The following is a 20,240-nucleotide window of genomic DNA, read 5'->3' as shown; positions in this document are numbered from 1 at the left end:
CGCCAATATACAAAGCGTTATGTGGTTGTGTTTAAGCTAAAATACGTGTCCCGATCGCCATACCATTAAATAAATCAGTCAGTTTTTCCGCGTGACGCCAACTGGCTATTTCAACAGGACGTCTAAGCGTTTTTGCCGCTTCTAACGCAGCATTAACTTTAACAATCATGCCGTCGGTGATAATGCCTTGGTCGATTAATGCTTGCGCTTTTGTGGCAGATATTTCTGTGAGTTTTTGTCCTTTACCATCCAAAATGCCACTTACATCTGAGAGCAACACCAAATCTGCTCCTAAGGTTTCAGCAATCGCTGTTGCCGCTTGGTCAGCATTAACATTCATCAGTTCACCTTGGATACTCACACCTATAGAACTAATAATCGGGAGATACCCTGCATTCAGTAATAGATTTAATAACTCAGGAGAGCCAGGTTCAGCATTTCCTACATGACCTAGCTCATCACTAATTTTTGTTACTTTGGCTAATTGGCCATCGCCCAAACAAAGTCCGACACCATTTAAACCAAAGCGTGTGGCCCATGACAGCAATGTTTTATTGGCACTTCCTGCCAACGCGCCAGTAATAATGTCAATTTGATCGGCGGGGGTAACTCGTAGGCCTTGTTTTTTAACAACGGGCAATTGCAGCTTTTTCATCAGAGAATCAACCAAACAGCCACCACCATGAACAATCACTAATGGACGGCTATGACTAGTGCGATATTCTTGTAGTGCTGTAAAAAAACGTGTTAACGCTTTTTCGTTATCTAGCAGTACACCGCCTAGTTTGATAATTAATGGTTCCATAAAACGTCCCTACTCATTATTTAGATAAGTGTTTCGGTTGGTGCAAAACCGAACCGAATGTTCATACATTGCACCGCTTGTGCTGCGGCCCCTTTTAATAAGTTATCTTCCGCACCGACAATAATTAAATGCTCACCTTGTTGTGCTAACCCGATATCACAAAAGGCGGTACCGACAACGGCTTTTAATGCAGGTAGACCTTTGTCATACATACGCACCAACGGTTGGTCTTGATACGCTGTTTCAAATGCCTGCCTTACCTCATTTTCTGTGACACCTTGTTTTAACTTACAGGTGATAGTGGCTAAGATCCCCCTAGCAAAATTACCAAGATGAGGAGTAAAAATGACATCAATGCCAAGGTGAGTAGCAATTTCCGGTTGGTGACGATGCGTAAAAACACCGTAAGGTTGTAAACTCACTTCACAAAAGCTGTTTGTTAAAGACGCTTTTCTGCCTGCGCCACTTACACCGCTGGTGGCATTGATAACAGGCCAGTGAGTGCTGTCTAATAATCCCGCTTCAACTAATGGCTTTAACGACAGCTGAGAAACGGTGGGATAACAACCCGGCACAGCAATGAGTTGAGCCTGACTAATCTGATCAGCGTTCCATTCGGCAAGACCATAAACCGCCTGTGATAACCAATCAGTATTCTTATGCTCGAATCCATAGTATTGTTGGTAGAAATGCTTATTTTGTACTCGGTAGGCGCCGGATAAATCGAACACCACACACCCCTGAGCGAGAAAAATAGGGGCAATGTCATGACTGACTTCATGTGCGGTGGCTAAAAAAACGATATCGATATTTTCAGCGGCATTAGCAACATCGACCATAGGCTCAAGTGGCAAATCAACTAAGCCACGATATTGTGGGTAAAGCTCAGAAAAGCACTTCCCTGCATCTATACTTTGAGCGGATACCATCAGTCTGCTCAAATTCACATGGGGATGCTGCTGAAGATAGGCTGCTAATTCAGCACCGGTGTAACCACTTGCTCCTACAATCAGAGTATTTAACATGTCATTCTTACCTTGTACTATGAACACAAACCGATTAATGTATTTTTATTCAAAAAAAGTGCATGAATATTGATACTATTATGAAGAAAGGCTGTCAACAGTGAATATTAAATTACCTACATTTATTGAGCTTTATCGACAATTAATTGCAACACCCTCAATTAGTGCAACAGATGCTAAGACAGACCAAAGTAACGAGGCACTGATTAATCTGTTGGCTAATTGGTTGGAAACACTCGGTTTTTCAATTGAAATACAACCAGTACCTGAAACCAGAGGGAAATTTAACCTACTTGCTACCCTTGGCAGTGGAACCGGCGGGTTATTACTCTGTGGACATACGGATACGGTGCCATTTGATGAAGGGCGTTGGACTCAAGATCCCTTTACCCTAACGGAAAAAGAAGGCAAGTTATATGGTTTAGGTACGGCAGATATGAAAGGCTTTTTTGCCTTTATTATTGATGCATTGCGAGATATAGATACCTCTCAACTCACACATCCTCTGTATATTCTTGCTACAGCAGATGAAGAAACGTCGATGGCTGGTGCACGTTATTTTGCCGCTAATACCGCTATTCGTCCTGATTTTGCTATTATTGGCGAACCCACCTCATTACAACCAATACGTGCTCACAAAGGGCATTTATCTAATGCTATCCGTATTACTGGGCAATCCGGTCACTCTAGTGATCCGGAAAAAGGTGTCAACGCTATTGAGTTAATGCATGAATCTATCACCCATCTCAGTACACTGCGCGATAGATTAAAAACCCGTTATAACAATCCGGCGTTTGTTATTCCCTATCCCACCATGAACTTTGGTTATATTAACGGTGGTGATGCTGCTAATAGAATTTGTGCTTGCTGTGAATTACATATGGATATTCGCCCATTACCGGGATTAACGCTGCAAGATCTTGATGATCTGCTGCACGAAACATTAGCCCCGGTAAAAGCGCGCTGGCCGGGACGTTTAAGTGTCGAAGCATTGCACGAGCCTATTCCCGGCTACGAGTGTCCGACCGATCATAAAATGGTTGCCGTGATTGAAAAACTACTGGGTGAGAAAGCGCAAACTGTTAATTACTGTACCGAAGCACCTTTTATTCAAGCGCTATGCCCTACGCTAGTGCTTGGTCCTGGCTCCATTGAACAAGCCCACCAGCCTGATGAGTTTATTGATATGGCTTTTATTGAGCCAACTCGTGAATTAATGGGGCAATTAATTGAAAACTTTTGTTTAGCAGAGAAAGCGAAATAATAAAAAATCCTATCGACTTATGTTGAAATGCAAGTTGCAGGTAGGCGATTAGCCCCTGCAACTCGCAATATAACGATTATGCGTTTAATGATTAGCGCAACCAGTTGGTTTTCGCTAATTGCACTATTTCATCGCCACGACCATTAATAATCGCTTTCATCATATACAAGCTAAAACCTTTGGCCTGCTCAAATTTAATTTCCGGAGGCATGGAAAGCTCTTGTTTTGCGGTTACCACATCCACAATAACAGGGCCATCATGTTCAAAGGCTGTTTTTAATGCTTCATCAAGATCTTCGCCTTTCTCAACGCGAATACCTTTAATTCCCGCCGCATTGGCAATAGCGGCAAAATCAGGATTATGTAAATCGGTGCCATCAGTCAAATAGCCCCCCGCTTTCATTTCCATCGCCACAAAACCTAATACGCTGTTATTAAAAATCACCACTTTCACCGGTAAGTTCATTTGAGCCAATGAGATGAAATCACCCATTAACATGGTAAAACCACCGTCACCGCACATCGCCACAACTTGACGTTTTCTGTCCAGTGCTTGAATACCAATAGCTTGCGCCATCGCATTCGCCATTGAGCCATGGTTAAATGAACCAATTAAACGACGTTTACCATTCATTTTCACGTAACGTGCTGCCCAAACTGTTGGCGTGCCAACATCACAGGTAAATACCGCATCATCGTTGGCTAATTCACTTAATCGACGTGCTAAATACTGAGGGTGGATCAACTCACGCTCACTAGGTTGAGCCAATGCATCTAAATCTTTGCGTGCTTTAGCATAATGTTTTAACGAGGCATCAAGATGTGCGGTATCTGTTTTCTCTTTTAATCGCGGTTGTAATGCATTAAGGGTTGCTTTGACATCCCCAACAAAAGCCATATCCACATGGCAATGTGAGCCAATACTACTTGGATTAAGGTCAATTTGAATAATATTAGCTTTGGCAGGATAGAAAGCGCGATAAGGGAATTGAGTACCTAACAGTACTAAAGTATCGGCATTCTCCATTGCGTGATAACCCGATGAAAAACCGATAAGACCCGTCATTCCCACGCTACATGGATTATTCCACTCAAGATACTCTTTACCACGTAGTGCATGCACAACAGGGGCTTTTAAGGTTTGTGCTAGTTTCACCACTTCATCATGTGCTTGAGCACAACCGGCACCACACATTAAGGTGATATTTTTAGCGTTATTCAGTGCCTCAGACAGTTTTTCGATTTCAAAACGATTCGGCATAATCAGTGGTGATTGTAGTGGATACCAATTTTCATGGGCATCTTCTGGAGCGGGTTTTAACGCTACATCACCGGGTAATACCACCACCGCAACACCCTTTTTCAAAATAGCGGTGCGCATAGCGATAGCCAGAATTTGTGGGATCTGATCGGGATTAGAGACTAATTCACAATAGTGACTACATTCACGAAACAACTCTTGAGGATGAGTTTCTTGAAAGTAATTACTACCAATTTCAGCAGAGGGAATATGAGCGGCAATCGCTAATACGGGAACATGATTACGATGACAATCAAAAAGTCCATTAATTAAGTGTAAGTTACCTGGTCCACAGGAGCCAGCACAAACGGCTAATTCACCATTGATAGCCGCTTCTGCTCCGGCGGCAAAAGCCGCGACTTCTTCATGGCGTGTGCCCATCCATTCAATGGTACCCATTTTGCGCAAGCTATCACTTAATCCATTCAATGAATCGCCCGTCACCCCCCAAATACGTTTCACACCTGCATTATGGAGCACTTTAGCAATATAGGTTGCAACTGTTTGCTTACTCATGTGACGCATTTCCTTTTTATTTTAGTGGGTAATCTCTCTACATGCTGCCCCAGATATAACAACCGACTCTTTTACCACATCATATAGAGAATACCGTGTTATTAAATCAAATATTAAGAATAACATCTCTTGATTGATTGTCACGGTAGATAGGTCAATTAATAAAGGAAATTAACTATAAAAAATAATACTATTGATAAACGCACTTATCGCTTTTATGACTCATTTCGCATTAAATAAGAATCTATCTCATTTATATTGTATTAAAATCATCAAGTGCTAGACAAAATAAACTTATAGGATTATTTTAATAATTAAACTAATTTTTAATTGCTCTTTTTCTACTATCATTTTATTTAACAATATAGCTGACACATTTCAGCCTTACTCTCTGTCTTTCCTCAATAATTTCAGTTAACTCAAATTGTTAATAAATTTATTACTATTATTTTATTTCATGTCCCATGAAAAAGAGGTATGAACTAAACATGACATTGGTCACGCTACCTTTTGCTTTTTGTCCTCTAGAATAAAGCCTGTTTATTTTTCTACGGAGATTAACGGATGGACAAAAGTAGAAGTCCGATAAAGGTTTTCTTTATTAGTATTCTGGCAGTCCTTTTCTTAATTTTTATTTCACAATATGTGATTGGTAAAAAAGAAATTAAGATTGGTATTGCAGTCATTCCTATTCTACCAATGTTATTTGCAGTTATTATTGGTATGTTTATGTCGGCTGGATTTACCCGCAAAAAAATTAAAGTTTGGGGTAAATTATTTACAGAAAAAGAAGAAGGCTTCTGCGGTAAAATGGTAGGTTTCAGCCTACTTATTTTAGGTACGCAATATGCTGGCATGATCGTCCCAAATATAAAAATGATTTTAAGTGTCGGTATTCCTTTATTTGTTCAAGAGCTAGGAAACTTATTACCAGTATTAATTGCCGTACCATTAGCCATTAAATTTGGTTTTGGTCGCCGTGCAATTGGTGCATGTTCATCTATTAGTCGAGAACCTTCTATCGCCGTTATTCAAGGTAGATTTGGGACTGGCTCACAAGAATATATTGGTGTATTAGCTATTTACTTATGTGGTTCTGTTATCGGGACTTTATGGTTTAGCGTATTAGGTAGTCTTGCACCATTAACAGGCTTACACCCACTTGCTCTAGCAGCAGGCTCCGGCGTAGGTTCAGGTTCAATGTTAAGTGCTGCATCAGGGGCATTAATTAACGGTTTAGACGAAGCTTTAGCACAACAAGTATTAAGTGTTGCGGCTGCATCTAACTTATTATCTTCTGCACTTGGCGCACTCTCATTAACCTATTTAGGTTTACCTCTTTCAGAAAAAATTTATAAAGTTTTCACCAGAGGCAAAACTGCATGAAAAATATAATTATAGATATGAAATTAGTATTCGTTGCTATTTTACTGGCAATGTTTACTCAAACGTTAACATCAGGGATTGCTATTTATGCAATGTGGGATAGCTTTATTGCTATGTCTGTAGTGGTTTTTATTTCACTCGTTGCTAAACAATATTTACCTTCATCTCTACCAACATTTGCTTATGCAACTATTATCGGGATACTTATTTGTTTACCTGAAACACCTGTAAGAGAGTTTTTTATTAGTTCTATTGGTAAAGTCTCTTTCTTATCTTGTTGTGTACCTTTATTAGCATTTGCTGGTTTATCCGTTGGTGGCCAATTAGAAGAACTGAAGAAAATGTCATGGAAAGTGATCCTTATTTTCATGATTGTTTCTACCTGCTGTTTCTTCGGCGCATCAATCGTCGCACAAATTGGATTTACTATCCAGGGAGTTATCTAATGAATAATATTTATAATGTCAGCGAAAAACTCTTTCAATTAAATGACTTTAGTAAAAAAACACGACAAGATCTGCACAAAATTCCTGAGTTATCAGGTGAAGAATATAAAACATCAAAGTATTGCCGTGAATTGATGGAAAGCTTTGGCTATCAAATTAAAACCTTTGATGGCTATACTGGATTTACTGCCGATTTAATTGTTAATGCTGATTTTCCACTAATTGCCATCCGTGCAGATATGGATGGATTAGAAATGCCAGACTTAACGAACAACGAACACAGCTCTATCCATCAAGGTTGTGCACATAATTGTGGTCACGATACTCATATGACCATTGCATTAACGGCCGCTAAATACCTTGCTGAAAACCAAGCAGAAATGAGCGCTAATGTGCGTTTTATTTTCCAAATGGCAGAAGAGGATATGCGTGTTCCTGGTGCTGACAAAATGGTTGAGTTAGGTTGCATGGAAGGCGTTGATGAAACTTACGCACTACATAATGATGCAGCTATCGAAACCGGTTGTGTACGTTTTAATGATGGTGTCATGTCATCTTACGGCTCAGCATGGACATTAGATGTTTATGGTGTTTCTGCGCACGGATCTACACCGCATAAAGGTTTAGATGCTATTCGTGAAGCAACTCGCTTAATTGATTATATGGATTATGTGGTTGCCAAAAAAACTGATCCCTTTAGCCCTGCGGTATTTGGTTGCGGCATGATCAATGGCGGTACTATTCCTAATGCGTTAGCAGATCACGTTCAAGCCCGTGGTACTATCCGCTCTATGGATGAAAATACCGACAAAGTATTAAAAGAAAGCTTTAATGAAATCGTAGCGCGCAGTACAGCGGGTGGATTTAAAACAACATTAACAGCGACAGGCTACCCTGCTGTTATTAACCATCCTACGGCTTATCAGCGTTTACTAGAAGCCACTCGCCAATTTTTACCAGAAGAGAATATCGAATCTAACGGTAAACCAATGACGGGTAGTGAAGACTTTAGCTATATGGTGAATGCCACTAAAGGTAAAGTTGGCGCAATGTTCTTTTTAGGCAGTGGTAATCAAGCTAAAGGTATCAATAACTACCTTCATGCTAATCCTTATTTTGTTGATGATGATTGTTTATTAGTGGGTGCACAAATTTTTGTTAATCTGCTAACTCGCAAATAATTACTTATTCTGCCCTAAGCCCGTTTTTTGCCCCCGCAAAAACGGGCTTTTTAGTCCCTCATCTTAACTGAAGATTTATTCTATTATTTTCTCTTTGCTATTTACCGAAATCAGATCAGGTAACCCCTGATACACTTCTTTGCTATGCCACTGGGTTTCCCACTGCTCTGGCATCTGAATAATATTTCTATCAATATGCGGAGCATAGAGTGAAATAAACTCATGCATATAATCTTTCATATGCGTGTGTTTACTTAGACATATATGTGTATAACTGGGCTGTACTAAGTGATCGATATTGATGCACTTTAATGCTTGGCTATCTTCTATTTCATCATAAGCAACCGTGGCAATCACACCAATACCAAGGTGACGCTTGACATAATATTTAATAATTTCGGTATCTGTCGCCGTCAATGCCACTTGAGGTTTAAGATGGTTTTTATAAAACACTTTATCGAGTTTAGAGCCTCGAGTGAAACCAAACACATAGGTAATAAGGGGATATTGGCCAAGTTGTTCAATGGTAACCTGTTGATCATCAGGTAATGATGCAAGAGGGTGATCATAAGGTACTAATAAACTGCGAGTCCAGCGATAACAAGGCAAAGTAATTAAATCTTCATATAAATGCATCGATTCTGTGGCAATCGCAAAATCGACATCGCCATTTTTTACCATTTCTGCTAACTGAGCAGGAGCACCTTGGTGAAAATGGAGTGAAATATTAGGGTAATAGCGGCGAAAATGATCAATGACGTTGGGTAAAGAGTAACGTATTTGCGTATGTGTTGTGGCAATGTGCAAATCTACTTTTTTATTACGATCTTCTTCTGCCACAATACTTTTAATTTTATCAACCTGCCCAAGAATATCGCTAGCTATTTTATGGACCTCTTTCCCCATAGGACTAAGTGCTAATAAATTATTATTTTTACGGACGAATAAAGAAACACTGAGTTCGTCTTCTAATATCTTAAGTTGCTTACTAATCGTTGGTTGTGAGGTATAGAGTTTCTCTGCCGCATTTGTAATGTTAAAGTCATTTCGCACTACTTCAACAAAGCTTTTCAGTTGATTAATATTCATGAGGAGTACCTGGGTTAATTGGCACAAGCATGCCGTTAATTATTGATTTTATAAAAATAATTATTGTTAATATTTATACTACAATGTCATTACTCAAATTATCTGCTCTTATGCCTAGTGGATATTATGACATCTCCTCTCTTTTTGCTCTCTTAATAAGAATAGTGATATCTACTTAATTATCCACTGACTTACCTTATCTATTTGCTAGAATAGAAAAGTGACTGCACCAAATCTAGCAATGACTGTTTTTATTTCTGTGTTTTAGCACAACGAATAATAGATGATTTCATCCACATTAAAGCAGATATTAACTATTTATTATGCATAATTTGACTATCAATATATTATTTCTAATCAAAAAATAAAAACCAAACATAACCCATTGTTATATAATAATATTTACTATTAGCTTTTTATCACCATCTTCATCTAACTTAATTCAAATTTACAACCATTAACATCATGGATTTTACACAAAAGTCATATTCAGCTATGATATAGGTCACATTTTTTACTTAGAGGCTTCGTTTTGTTATATCAAAACAACGACAAAAAATCCCTAATCTTTCATTTAACCTCATCTATACTTAATAAGTGTTCCATAAGCTATTAGTTCACCCTCACTATTTAACTATGTAGAAGTAAACTGTTTTTTAGTGAATTATTACCACTCTCTTTTCTCGCTATAAAATAGTCACTTCATTTCGTTTAATTATTAATTGAATAACAACAATTTACTAATACCTTAATTGAAAGGTCACTTAATATGAAATTGAAGAAAAAAAGAAATAAACCATTAAGAATCAATGATATAACCATTATTGATGATAGCAAACTTAAAAAAGCCATTACTGCGGCAGCGTTAGGTAATGCAATGGAGTGGTTTGATTTTGGTGTATATGGCTTCTTGGCTTATGTATTAGGTCAAGTGTTTTTCCCTGGTGCATCACCTGGCGTACAAATGATCGCAGCACTTGCGACATTCTCAGTCCCATTCCTTGTTAGACCATTAGGTGGGGTTGTATTTGGTATGTTGGGGGATAAGTTTGGACGACAAAAAGTCTTATCTGTCACCATCATAATTATGGCACTAAGTACTTTTGCTATCGGTCTTATTCCTGGGTATGACACCATTGGAATTTGGGCACCCGTCTTACTGTTATTAGCAAAACTAGCCCAAGGTTTCTCAATTGGTGGTGAGTACTCAGGTGCGGCGATTTTCGTTGCCGAATATTCACCAGACCGTAAACGGGGCTTTATGGGAAGCTGGTTAGATTTCGGCTCTATTGCCGGCTTCGTTATGGGGGCGGGTGTTGTAGTCCTTATCTCAACTATTATGGGTGAAGCTGCATTCCATGAGTGGGGATGGCGTATTCCATTCTTCTTGGCATTACCTTTAGGCCTGATTGGCTTATATTTACGTCATGCCTTAGAAGAAACCCCGGCATTCCAACAACATGTTGATGAAATGAACAGCGATGATCGTAAATCTATCGAAAATCCGCCACGTGTTTCATTACGAGAAATCGCTTCCAAGTATTGGAAAAGTTTAACGGTATGTGTGGGCTTAGTGATTGCGACTAACGTCACTTACTACATGCTGCTAACCTATATGCCAAGTTATTTATCCCATAACTTAAATTATTCCGCCGATCATGGGGTCTTGATCATCATCGCGATTATGATAGGGATGCTATTTGTTCAGCCTGTGATTGGATTACTGAGTGATAAGATTGGTCGTAAACCTTTTGTTATCGGGGGTAGCGTTGGACTGTTTATATTGGCATATCCGGCATTTATGATGATTAACAGTGATGAAATCGGCTTAATTTTCTTAGGATTATTAATTCTTGCGGTTTTATTAAACTGTTTTACTGGGGTGATGGCCTCTATTTTACCGGCTATTTTCCCAACCCATATTCGTTATAGTGCCTTAGCTATTGCATTTAATATCTCGGTATTAATTGCTGGTGCCACACCAACAGCAGCGGCTTGGTTAGTTGAAGCGACTGGCAATTTATATATGCCCGCCTATTATCTAATGGTAGTTGCTGTTGTCGGTTTGATAACGGGTATAAAAATGATTGAAACAGCCAACAAACCATTACGTGGAGCAACACCGGCAGCATCAGATAAATCAGAAGCGAAAGAGATTTTATCTGAGCACTATGACAATATCGAACAACGTGTTGAAGATATCGAAGCGGAAATTGAAGCATTACAGAAAAAACGCCAAGCGCTTATCGATCAACATCCAAAATTAGATTAAGAGAGGTTACATGCACTCAGCGCCTGTTCATTTAGTTTGGTTCCGTCATGATCTAAGAGTGACCGATAATAAAGCGCTCTTTTATGCTTGCCAAAATACACAGGCGCAGGTGCATGCCATTTTTACCGTCACGCCTGCACAGTGGAAAGCCCATCATATGGCTTTATCACAGCAGGCGTTTATTCATGATGCATTGCTTAATCTTTCCCATTCGCTAGCTAAATTAAATATTCCACTGACACTTATCATCAGTGATACATATGCTGAGGCGGCACAAAGTATTGTGGATTATTGTCAGCAACATCAGGTCACTGCGCTATTTTTTAATCATCAATATGCGCTTAATGAGCAAAACCGTGATAAAAAAGTAATGGAATTACTTACCCATAACACCACGGTTTATTGTTACCACGATAACGTTTTTGTGCCACCGGGGAATGTTGTGACCCAACAAGGAGAGATGTACAAAGTCTTTACTCCTTTTAGAACCGCATTTTTACGGCTATTTCTGTCGCAAGATAATGCTTCATTACCAGCCCCCGAAATAAGAGCACACCAAAAAGCCGTTTCACCGTTAAGTGCACCACTTTTTGCACTACCAATATCATCAACCAAGATGTTCCCAGCAAGCGAACAAGCAGCGTTACAGCGTTTAAAACAGTTCTGCTATGAAAGGGTGATACATTATGCAAAATGGCGAGATATTCCTGCTATTGATGGAACCAGTCAATTATCCCCTTATCTTGCCATAGGCCTAGTATCTGTGCGCCAATGTTTCAATCGCCTTTACCAAACAGAGCCTGATTTCTTAGAAAATAACCATTCCAGTGCATTTGTTTGGTTTAATGAGTTAGTTTGGCGCGAGTTTTATCAACATCTAATAGTTGCTAACCCGAGTTTATCCAAACAGATAGCTTTTCAACCATGGACAGAAAATATTCGCTGGCGTAATGACCAAACTGAATTTACCGCTTGGACACAAGGCTTAACAGGCTTTCCTATTATTGATGCCGCGATGCGACAACTGAATCAAACCGGCTGGATGCACAATCGCTTACGTATGCTGACGGCAAGTTTTTTAGTCAAAGATCTATTAATTGATTGGCGCTGGGGGGAAAATTATTTTATGTCACAATTAATTGATGGTGATTTCGCGTCAAATAATGGTGGCTGGCAATGGGCAGCATCAACAGGCACTGATGCTGTGCCTTATTTTCGTATTTTTAATCCGACAACCCAAGGACGTAAGTTTGATCCTGATGGTGAGTTTATCCGCCACTGGCTACCAGAGCTTGCTGATGTCCCAGATCGCGATATCCATACTCCTTCTGAATGGGCAATCAAAACAGGTCACTACCTCGATTATCCACAGCCAATTGTTGATCACGCCAAAGCACGAGTAACTGCAATTGCGTCTTATGAAGAGGCCAAAAAAAGGTAAAATAGCGCGATATTATCTCTCAATCCTTGGCGGGCTATTGTGAAAACACCGATTATTTCTGTTATCGTTCCTATGTTTAATGAGGCATCTCGCATTACGCGATTATTAGAGAGCCTACTTTGCCAAACCTTTCACGACTTTGAAGTGATCATTATAATGATGGCTCAACGGATAATAGTGTTGACATCGCTATGCTCTATTGCCAACAAGATAATCGTTTTCACCTTTATCACCAAACTAACCAAGGGTTATCTAGCGCGAGAAATACTGGCTTAAAATATGCTCAAGGTGATTGGATAGTCTTTTTTGATAGCGATGATTTTATTAAACCTCAATTACTGGCACATTGGCATCAATTAGCCTGCGAACAACATATCGATGTATTAATAGGCAATGGTGAACGCTATGATGTACATAATCCACAAAAGCATCAAACTACCATCCATCAACGTCAACCTTATCAACAAGTGATCAGCGGCCAAGAGTGGGTGATCCATGCCGTTACGCAACATCAATGGCCACATTTTGTTTGGTTACAATTTATTCGCCACGAAATAATCAAAAAACATCACTTACGCTTTATTGATGGCCTTTATCATGAAGATATTTTGTGGACGACACAACTTGCACTAGTCACTCAACGTATCGGCTTTGATGATCAACCTCTTTATTACTATTGCGCTAACCCTAACTCTATTACGCGTAAACCTAATCCACAAAAAGAAGCCAAACGCGCACAAAGTTATTTGCAAATTGTTATACAACTCTTGCAGCTTGCAGATAAACAACATCAACCACTATTAGCCAACGCGTTGCGCCAACAAGCACTACGTGAACTTGGCAGTTTCTTTATTCTTTTTCGTAAACGCTGTGATACAAAAAACCAAGCCATCATTGCACAGCAATTTAGTACTTATCACCTTTTTCCAGCCCTTAATAAAGGCGCCCAAAATTGGCATCAACGTTGGTTTATTTGCCGTGTTTATTGCGTTCTTTATTGGCACCGTTGGAAAAAAAGATAAAAAAACAGCGCTAAATTTAGCGCTGTTTTACTAATAGAATAACCCAATTGCGACCACTAGCCGGTATTACGCATACCCGCTGCAATACCTGCGATAGTCACCATCAACGCTTGTTCAATACGTGGATCAGACTCGCTATGAGTACGAGAGCGTTGCAATAGCTCTGCCTGTAAGACGTTAAGTGGATCAGTATAAACATTACGCAATGCGATAGATTCAGCAACCCACGGTAAGTCCGCCATTAAATGCTCATCTTTGGAAATCGCTAATACACTCTTAATGTCATCAGAGAGTTGTTGACGTAATTTCGCCCCTAATGGCCATAAATTTTCTTCGACTAAACGCTGATCGTAATACTCCGCAAGCCATAGATCCGCTTTTGCATACACCATCTCTAGCATAGCAATACGAGTATTAAAGAAAGGCCAATTCTCACACATATCATCCAATACGGCTTGTTTTCCGTTATCTATCTCATGCTGTAAAGCAGCACCGGCTCCTAACCATGCGGGTAACATTAAACGGTTCTGAGTCCAAGCGAAGATCCACGGAATAGCACGCAATGTTTCAACGCCTCCAGTTGGACGACGTTTAGCAGGTCGAGAGCCTAATGGTAATTTACCTAATTCACCTTCTGGCGTCGCTGCTCGGAAATAAGGCACAAAATCTTTTTCACCTCTGACATAGCCACGATACATCTCGCAAGATACATCAGATAAAGCATCCATAACCTCAATCCAAGCTGTTTTTGGCTCTGGAGGAGGCAATAAATTAGCTTCTAAAATCGCACCAGCATAATGAGCCAGACTACTGATAGTCACTTGCGGCAAGCCAAATTTAAAGCGGATCATTTCCCCTTGCTCTGTCACTCGCAACCCACCTTTTAAACTACCCGGTGGTTGTGATAATAATGCAGCATGCGCCGGCGCACCTCCACGGCCGATAGTACCCCCACGGCCATGAAATAGCGTTAATGTCACGCCTGATTTCTCACATAACTTAATTAATGCATCCTGTGCTCGGTATTGTGCCCACGATGCCGCCATCACACCCGCATCTTTCGCTGAGTCAGAATAGCCAATCATTACCATCTGTTTGTTATCTATTAAATCGCGATACCACGGAATATCAAACAGACGGGTCATCACACTTTCTGCGTTATTTAAGTCTTCTAACGTTTCAAATAATGGTGCTACAGGTAAACGAATATCTGCCCCTGCTTCTTTTAGTAATAGTTTAACGGCTAATACATCCGAAGGGACTTTCGCCATGGAAATCACATAAGAAGCAATAGAATCTTTTGGTGACTCAGCAATCACCCGACAGGTTTCAAATACCTCTTTAGTTGCTTCACTCGGTTGCCAATGAGTAGGGATCAATGGACGTTTAGAGTTAAGTTCTGTCAGTAAAAACGTCTGTTTTTGCTCTTCAGACCAACTAACATAATCACCAAGCTCTAAATATTGCGTTAATTCAGACAGCGCTTCGGTATGATTAGTGCTTTCTTGGCGAATATCGAGTCGCACCAGCTGTAATCCAAAACAACGGATACGGCGCAAAGTATCTAATAACTGTCCATTGGCAATAATGCGCATACCACACTGATGCAGTGATTGGTAACAAGCATACAAAGGTTCCCAAAGTGCTGAATTATCAATTAGTAAGCCTTCAGGAGGTAATGATTGCTGACCTTTGATACGTTGTTCTAAATAATCACGAGTCACTTGTAAGCGAGTGCGCAATTGTTTGGCTATTTCACGATAAGGCTCGGCAACATCGGCACCGCCGGCTAATTCGCGTAATTCTGGTGTGCTTTCTGTCATAGACAGCTCAGAAACGAGCACCTGAATATCATTTAAAAATAGATCGGCGGCTTTCCAGCGACTAAGTAATAATGCATGACGGGTAATTTCAGCGGTAACATTTGGGTTACCATCACGATCTCCCCCCATCCATGAAGTAAAGCGAATAGGAGACGCTTCTACTGGTAAATTGTAGTCAATAGACTCTTCTAACTGTTCATTAAATTCACGTAAGAAAGCAGGCACACCTTCCCATAAGCTATTTTCGACCACCGCAAAGCCCCATTTCGCTTCATCAATAGGGGTTGGGCGAATTTTTCTGATCTCATCGGTATGCCACGATTGCGCAACCAATTGGCGTAAACGGCGCATAATATTGGTACGTTCATAATCGGCAAGATCATCATGATCAAGCTGAGATAAGCAAGTATTGACTTCCACTAGCTTATGAATAAGCGTACGGCGAGCAATTTCCGTTGGATGAGCCGTTAAGACTAATTCAATCGAAATTTGTTCAACGGCTTGTTTGAGTTGCTGATTAGTAAAATTTTTATCTTTCAGCCGTTCAATTAATTTAGCCAATGCCACAGGATTACTTGCCGCCTCGCCATGAGGAGAAATGCTATGGTATTGCTCTGCTACATTAGTCAGGTTTAAGAATTGGTTGAATGCTCTAGCAACAGGTAATAACTCATCATTAGAGAGATTTTGTAAGGTTAATAGTAGCTTTTGTCGCTGAACTTCATTACCTGCTCGTGATGACTTAGATAACTTTCGGATAGATTCCACTTTATCTAAAATTTCTTCACCGAGTGCCTCTTTTATCGTGTCGCCGAGTAGTTTGCCAAGCATGCTGACATTACTACGCATAGCAGAATATTGTTGATTCATAAGACTCCTGACCTTGGCTTTGTGTCGGTAACAACATACTTTTTACTAAGAAAAAGTCATGTCCTTCCAGTTGTGTAATTAATTTTCATTTTTTATGTGACTTTATTGTGATTTTTGTGATAAGCCACACTGCTTTTTACTTATAGCCTACTATTCATATCAGAAAATAAGCGTTTTGGGGGAATTTTCTGAAATTTAATTACGGCTTTAGTGTTATAAGAATGGCTAATATCGACGTTGTTTTTGCTCAATATTAACCATAATAAGGACATTTTTTTGTTTCTTATCGTCTAAGAAGCGTTTTTTACTAGAAAGGGGGAAATAAGTGAAAATTTATCTGGCGAAAAATTTAGATGAATTTTTTTAATATTGATAAATTGTCTGGTATTTTTTCTCCAACTTCACCCTATCAATACTTCTTAAATAGAAAAGGCGCTGACTATGCAGCGCCTTGTGTTAACAAATAGCACATTCATTTTTTCAATGAATCAATCTTTTTTTCTACGTTTTCTTTAAGATCAGATGCACCATGTTTTAAATCGTGGGCAACTTCAGATAATTTTTCTTCTGTCCGATGCTTCACCTCCGTCGCTTTATCTTTTAGCTGATCAACATGTTTTTCAATTTTTGACATTAATCGCTCCTTTGTGACTAGAGATGATTTAAGTATAGCCAAGGTTAAAAATAACGACGTGCTGTAGCTCTCATTTTATCACCCTTGATTGGCTTTATTTGCTCGCTTACTTCGTTTAGAGATCTTCTCTAAATAGCCCATCACAAAAGCGGAAAAAACAAAAGTCAGATGTAGCACCACATACCATAATAACTTGTTATCGGGGATATTTTTTAAGTCCATAAACACCCCTAACAAATGAATAGAAGAGATAGCAACAATAGAAGCAGCAACTTTATTTTTCAGCGATTCTGCATCCATGTTACCTAACCAAGAGAGTTTATCCTTCGCGCCTTCGATTTCCATATTGGTAATAAAATTCTCATAACCTGAGAAAATAACCATTATTAATAACCCCCCCACTAATGCCAAATCAATTAGCGATAATAAACGTAAAACTAAATCAGCTTCAGATAAGGCAAATATATTGGGTAAGATCTCGTACATTGACTGAAAAAACTTAATCGTTAATGCCAACAATCCAAGAGATAAGCCAATATAGACAGGTGCAAATAACCAACGAGAGCGATACATCCATTTTTCAACAATTCTATTCATATTTCCTCTCTATCTACACAATTAATCATCATCTTTTTCAGTATAGAAGAGAAAAAAATACACAGAAAACTATCAGCAATAAAAAAATCACTGATAGTTTTGATTAAAAAGAAAATAGTCTTTTACAATAGTTGAGAAAGGCGATTGAGATCAGACTGAATAGCCCCCGCAGTCACATCACGTCCAGCACCAGGACCTCTAATGACTAATGGGTTATCACGATACCAACGGCTTTCAATAGCAAATAGGTTATCCCCCGGTAATAGTGATGCCAGAGGATGATCTTTTCTCACCGCTTCAACCCCAACCTTCGCTTTGCCGTTAGCGTCAAACCGCGCAATATAACGCAGTACCATATCCATCTCATTGGCAGCCGCTAAACGTTGTGCCATTTGTTCATTAATCACACTGCTATTTTCAAAGAAGGCTTCTAATGATCCACTTTGCGCTTGAGCAGGAACCAGCGATTCAACACGGACTTGCTCAGGTTCAATATCATAGCCAGCTTCACGGGCTAAAATAATCAATTTGCGCATCACATCTTGTCCTGATAAATCGATACGCGGATCAGGCTCGGTTAGCCCTTGTTGCCATGCTTGCTCTACCAAATCACTAAAAGGTACGCTGCCATCAAATTGTAAAAATAGCCATGACAATGTGCCGGAGAAAATACCACTGATAGATAAAATCGTATCACCGCTTTCACGTAGATCACGCACCGTATGATTAATAGGTAATCCCGCACCAACTGTCGCATTATATAACCAGTGGCGTCCTGTTTTAGAGAAAGCATCACGAGTTGCGCGATAGCGTAAACTTGATGCCGAGCCAGCGATTTTATTTGCACTAATCACATGAAAACCATAGCTGGCAAAATCTTCATAACAGGCGGCAAGCTCTTCATTAGCGGTAATATCGACCACCACTAAATCATCAAAAGGATGCGATCTCATCCATAAATGAAGCGACTCTTCACTATGCACTGTTGCTTCATCATCAAAAAAGGCCAGTGCGCGACTAGGATCAATACCTTGGTGATCTAGTAGGCTGCGACGGCTATCTACCACCCCCGCCAGAATAAATTCAAAATCACTACGTGCAGATAATGGCTCTTGTTCACGAGCAAACAGCTCTAACCAACGTGAGCCAATATTCCCTTTACCAAACAGCACTAAACCAATCTGTTTTTCTGCCCTAAATAATGTTTGATGTAAACCTTGCAATAATGAAGCCGTATAGTTACGTAATACCGCAACTAAACTGATGTTATCTTCCGCGTGCCAAATAAACTCTACCGGTTGATCTTTAAGTTGTTGGTAGAAACGGTGGCAATGGAGTGGATTTTTACATACCCCGGCGCCAACTAAAGCAACGAGAGAAAAGCCCTCTCGCAGATGTAATTTACCCGGTAAGGCCGCATCTTGCAGAACATCTAACGCACTATTAGCGACTTCACTGGTGTAACACAACTGTAGCAACTGACTATCTCTATCAATACCTGTTGCCAGTGGACGAATTTGTACCCGCTGAAGTAATGCATCCACTTCTTTAGCGATTTGTTCAAAATTTTGATGTGCGGCTAATTGAAGCTCAATTAAACAAACATCATCATGGCTAGTGACAATTTTTGCCCCTGTACCTGATGCTAATACTCGCTCAATTCGAGTTGAACCCTGCTCTGGTTGGTAACTGCAACGTAATTGTAAATCAATATTGCTCCCTGAGACGGGTTGTAGTGTGCGTGTATGTAAAACGGGTGCCGCTAATCTTGCCAGCTCGCTCGCCTCATCTAAACGTAATAACGGTAGCAAACAGGCATCTTTCACTTTTCGGGGATCGGCACTATAAACCCCTGCAACATCGCTCCAAATGGTCACTTTACCCACATCCGCTAAAGCACCTACTTGGGTCGCTGAGTAGTCACTACCATTACGGCCTAATAGCACCGTCTCACCCTGTTGATTACGACTAATAAAACCCGTTACCACAAAGCGACATTGAGGATATTTAGCCAGCAGTGATTGTAACAAAGGACGCGATAAGGCTTCATTAACTTGAGGCTGTGCGGCGCGCTCTGCACATAAAAACTCTCGCGCATCTAACCACACACTAGGTAAACCCTGCTCCGTTAATAAGCTTGCCATTAATCTCGCTGACCAAATTTCACCATGACCAACGACTTCAGCATAAGTTGCATCCGTTATCGGCTTATCAAGTAAGTAACTTAGTCTTTCTAAATCAGCAATAAAGGCCTGTGAAAGAGCTTGTGCATGCTCTTTTGATAATAGTCCTTCAATCAAGGATAGCTGATAACGACGTAATTCTTGCTGAGCTTGATGGGCAGAAATACGATCACTTTGACTCAGTTTTAACCAGTTAATCAGCTGATTTGTTGTCGAGCCTGCTGCAGAAACCACCATTAAATCATTAGGTTGGCTATAATTTGTCATGATATTCACGACTCGCTGATAACATTTTATGTCTGCAAGACTGCTACCACCGAATTTATGTAACTGACGGCAAGTTGGTTGCGCCTGTTGTTTAATCGCCACTACGCTCATGATCCATG

Annotated in this window: 14 protein-coding genes and 1 pseudogene; 7 read left to right on the top strand and 8 right to left on the bottom strand. The window is 40.0% G+C overall.

Annotated features, from left to right (window positions below; translation table 11 throughout):
* Positions 1-31: 31 nt before the first annotated feature.
* A complete protein-coding gene (gene argB / locus AACU95_RS03915; RefSeq protein ID WP_004246388.1) occupies positions 32-805 on the bottom strand; it encodes an acetylglutamate kinase in 774 nt (257 codons plus the stop codon).
* Between the two features lie 20 nt (positions 806-825).
* A complete protein-coding gene (gene argC, locus AACU95_RS03910; protein WP_004249701.1) occupies positions 826-1,830 on the bottom strand; it encodes an N-acetyl-gamma-glutamyl-phosphate reductase in 1,005 nt (334 codons plus the stop codon).
* A 100-nt stretch (positions 1,831-1,930) separates the two neighbouring features.
* Between argC and argE the strand changes: the two genes are divergently transcribed.
* Positions 1,931-3,094: an acetylornithine deacetylase gene (gene argE, locus AACU95_RS03905; RefSeq protein WP_004249893.1), complete on the top strand. Its 1,164-nt coding sequence runs from the start codon at positions 1,931-1,933 to the stop codon at positions 3,092-3,094.
* A 91-nt stretch (positions 3,095-3,185) separates the two neighbouring features.
* Here argE and poxB read toward each other — a convergent pair whose 3' ends face one another.
* Positions 3,186-4,910 carry a ubiquinone-dependent pyruvate dehydrogenase gene (gene poxB, locus AACU95_RS03900; RefSeq protein ID WP_004246391.1) on the bottom strand — a complete coding sequence of 575 codons (1,725 nt, stop codon included), beginning with the start codon at positions 4,908-4,910 and terminating at the stop codon, positions 3,186-3,188.
* A 564-nt stretch (positions 4,911-5,474) separates the two neighbouring features.
* Between poxB and AACU95_RS03895 the strand changes: the two genes are divergently transcribed.
* The 3 genes from AACU95_RS03895 to AACU95_RS03885 are packed head-to-tail and all read left to right on the top strand — an operon-like array spanning position 5,475 to position 7,923.
* Entirely contained in the window at positions 5,475-6,296 is an 822-nt protein-coding gene (locus AACU95_RS03895) for a DUF3100 domain-containing protein (protein WP_004246392.1), read from the top strand.
* Positions 6,293-6,742 (top strand): hypothetical protein, encoded by a 450-nt coding sequence (locus tag AACU95_RS03890; RefSeq protein ID WP_004246394.1) that lies wholly within the window; start codon positions 6,293-6,295, stop codon positions 6,740-6,742. The genes AACU95_RS03895 and AACU95_RS03890 overlap by 4 nt, the downstream gene beginning before the upstream one ends.
* Positions 6,742-7,923 (top strand): M20 metallopeptidase family protein, encoded by a 1,182-nt coding sequence (locus AACU95_RS03885; RefSeq protein WP_004246396.1) that lies wholly within the window; start codon positions 6,742-6,744, stop codon positions 7,921-7,923. The genes AACU95_RS03890 and AACU95_RS03885 overlap by 1 nt, the downstream gene beginning before the upstream one ends.
* 75 nt (positions 7,924-7,998) lie before the next feature.
* Here AACU95_RS03885 and AACU95_RS03880 read toward each other — a convergent pair whose 3' ends face one another.
* Positions 7,999-9,012 (bottom strand): LysR substrate-binding domain-containing protein, encoded by a 1,014-nt coding sequence (locus tag AACU95_RS03880; protein ID WP_004246397.1) that lies wholly within the window; start codon positions 9,010-9,012, stop codon positions 7,999-8,001.
* 769 nt (positions 9,013-9,781) lie between these two features.
* Here AACU95_RS03880 and proP point away from each other — a divergent pair.
* From proP to AACU95_RS03865, 3 genes and pseudogenes are all read left to right on the top strand, one after another.
* A complete protein-coding gene (gene proP / locus AACU95_RS03875) occupies positions 9,782-11,284 on the top strand; it encodes a glycine betaine/L-proline transporter ProP (RefSeq protein WP_004246398.1) in 1,503 nt (500 codons plus the stop codon).
* Positions 11,285-11,294: 10 nt separating this feature from the next.
* The gene (phrB, locus tag AACU95_RS03870; RefSeq protein ID WP_161737180.1) at positions 11,295-12,725 is read left to right on the top strand and encodes a deoxyribodipyrimidine photo-lyase; all 1,431 of its coding nucleotides are present in this window, start codon (positions 11,295-11,297) and stop codon (positions 12,723-12,725) included.
* Positions 12,726-12,797: 72 nt separating this feature from the next.
* A pseudogene (locus AACU95_RS03865) lies at positions 12,798-13,747 on the top strand (glycosyltransferase).
* Positions 13,748-13,803: 56 nt separating this feature from the next.
* Here AACU95_RS03865 and ppc read toward each other — a convergent pair.
* From ppc to AACU95_RS03845, 4 genes are all read right to left on the bottom strand, one after another.
* Positions 13,804-16,440: a phosphoenolpyruvate carboxylase gene (ppc, locus tag AACU95_RS03860; RefSeq protein ID WP_141191961.1), complete on the bottom strand. Its 2,637-nt coding sequence runs from the start codon at positions 16,438-16,440 to the stop codon at positions 13,804-13,806.
* Between the two features lie 472 nt (positions 16,441-16,912).
* Entirely contained in the window at positions 16,913-17,074 is a 162-nt protein-coding gene (locus AACU95_RS03855; RefSeq protein ID WP_004246404.1) for a hypothetical protein, read from the bottom strand.
* Positions 17,075-17,152: 78 nt separating this feature from the next.
* Entirely contained in the window at positions 17,153-17,671 is a 519-nt protein-coding gene (locus tag AACU95_RS03850) for a TIGR00645 family protein (RefSeq protein ID WP_004246405.1), read from the bottom strand.
* 122 nt (positions 17,672-17,793) lie between these two features.
* Positions 17,794-20,232 carry a bifunctional aspartate kinase/homoserine dehydrogenase II gene (locus AACU95_RS03845; RefSeq protein WP_004249705.1) on the bottom strand — a complete coding sequence of 813 codons (2,439 nt, stop codon included), beginning with the start codon at positions 20,230-20,232 and terminating at the stop codon, positions 17,794-17,796.
* Positions 20,233-20,240: the final 8 nt, after the last annotated feature.

Origin of the sequence: Proteus sp. G4415 (assembly GCF_963896075.1) — a bacterium.
Classification (GTDB): domain Bacteria; phylum Pseudomonadota; class Gammaproteobacteria; order Enterobacterales; family Enterobacteriaceae; genus Proteus; species Proteus mirabilis.
The sequence above is the reverse complement of the archived record's forward strand: the minus strand, read 5'-3'. Positions and strand labels throughout refer to the sequence as shown.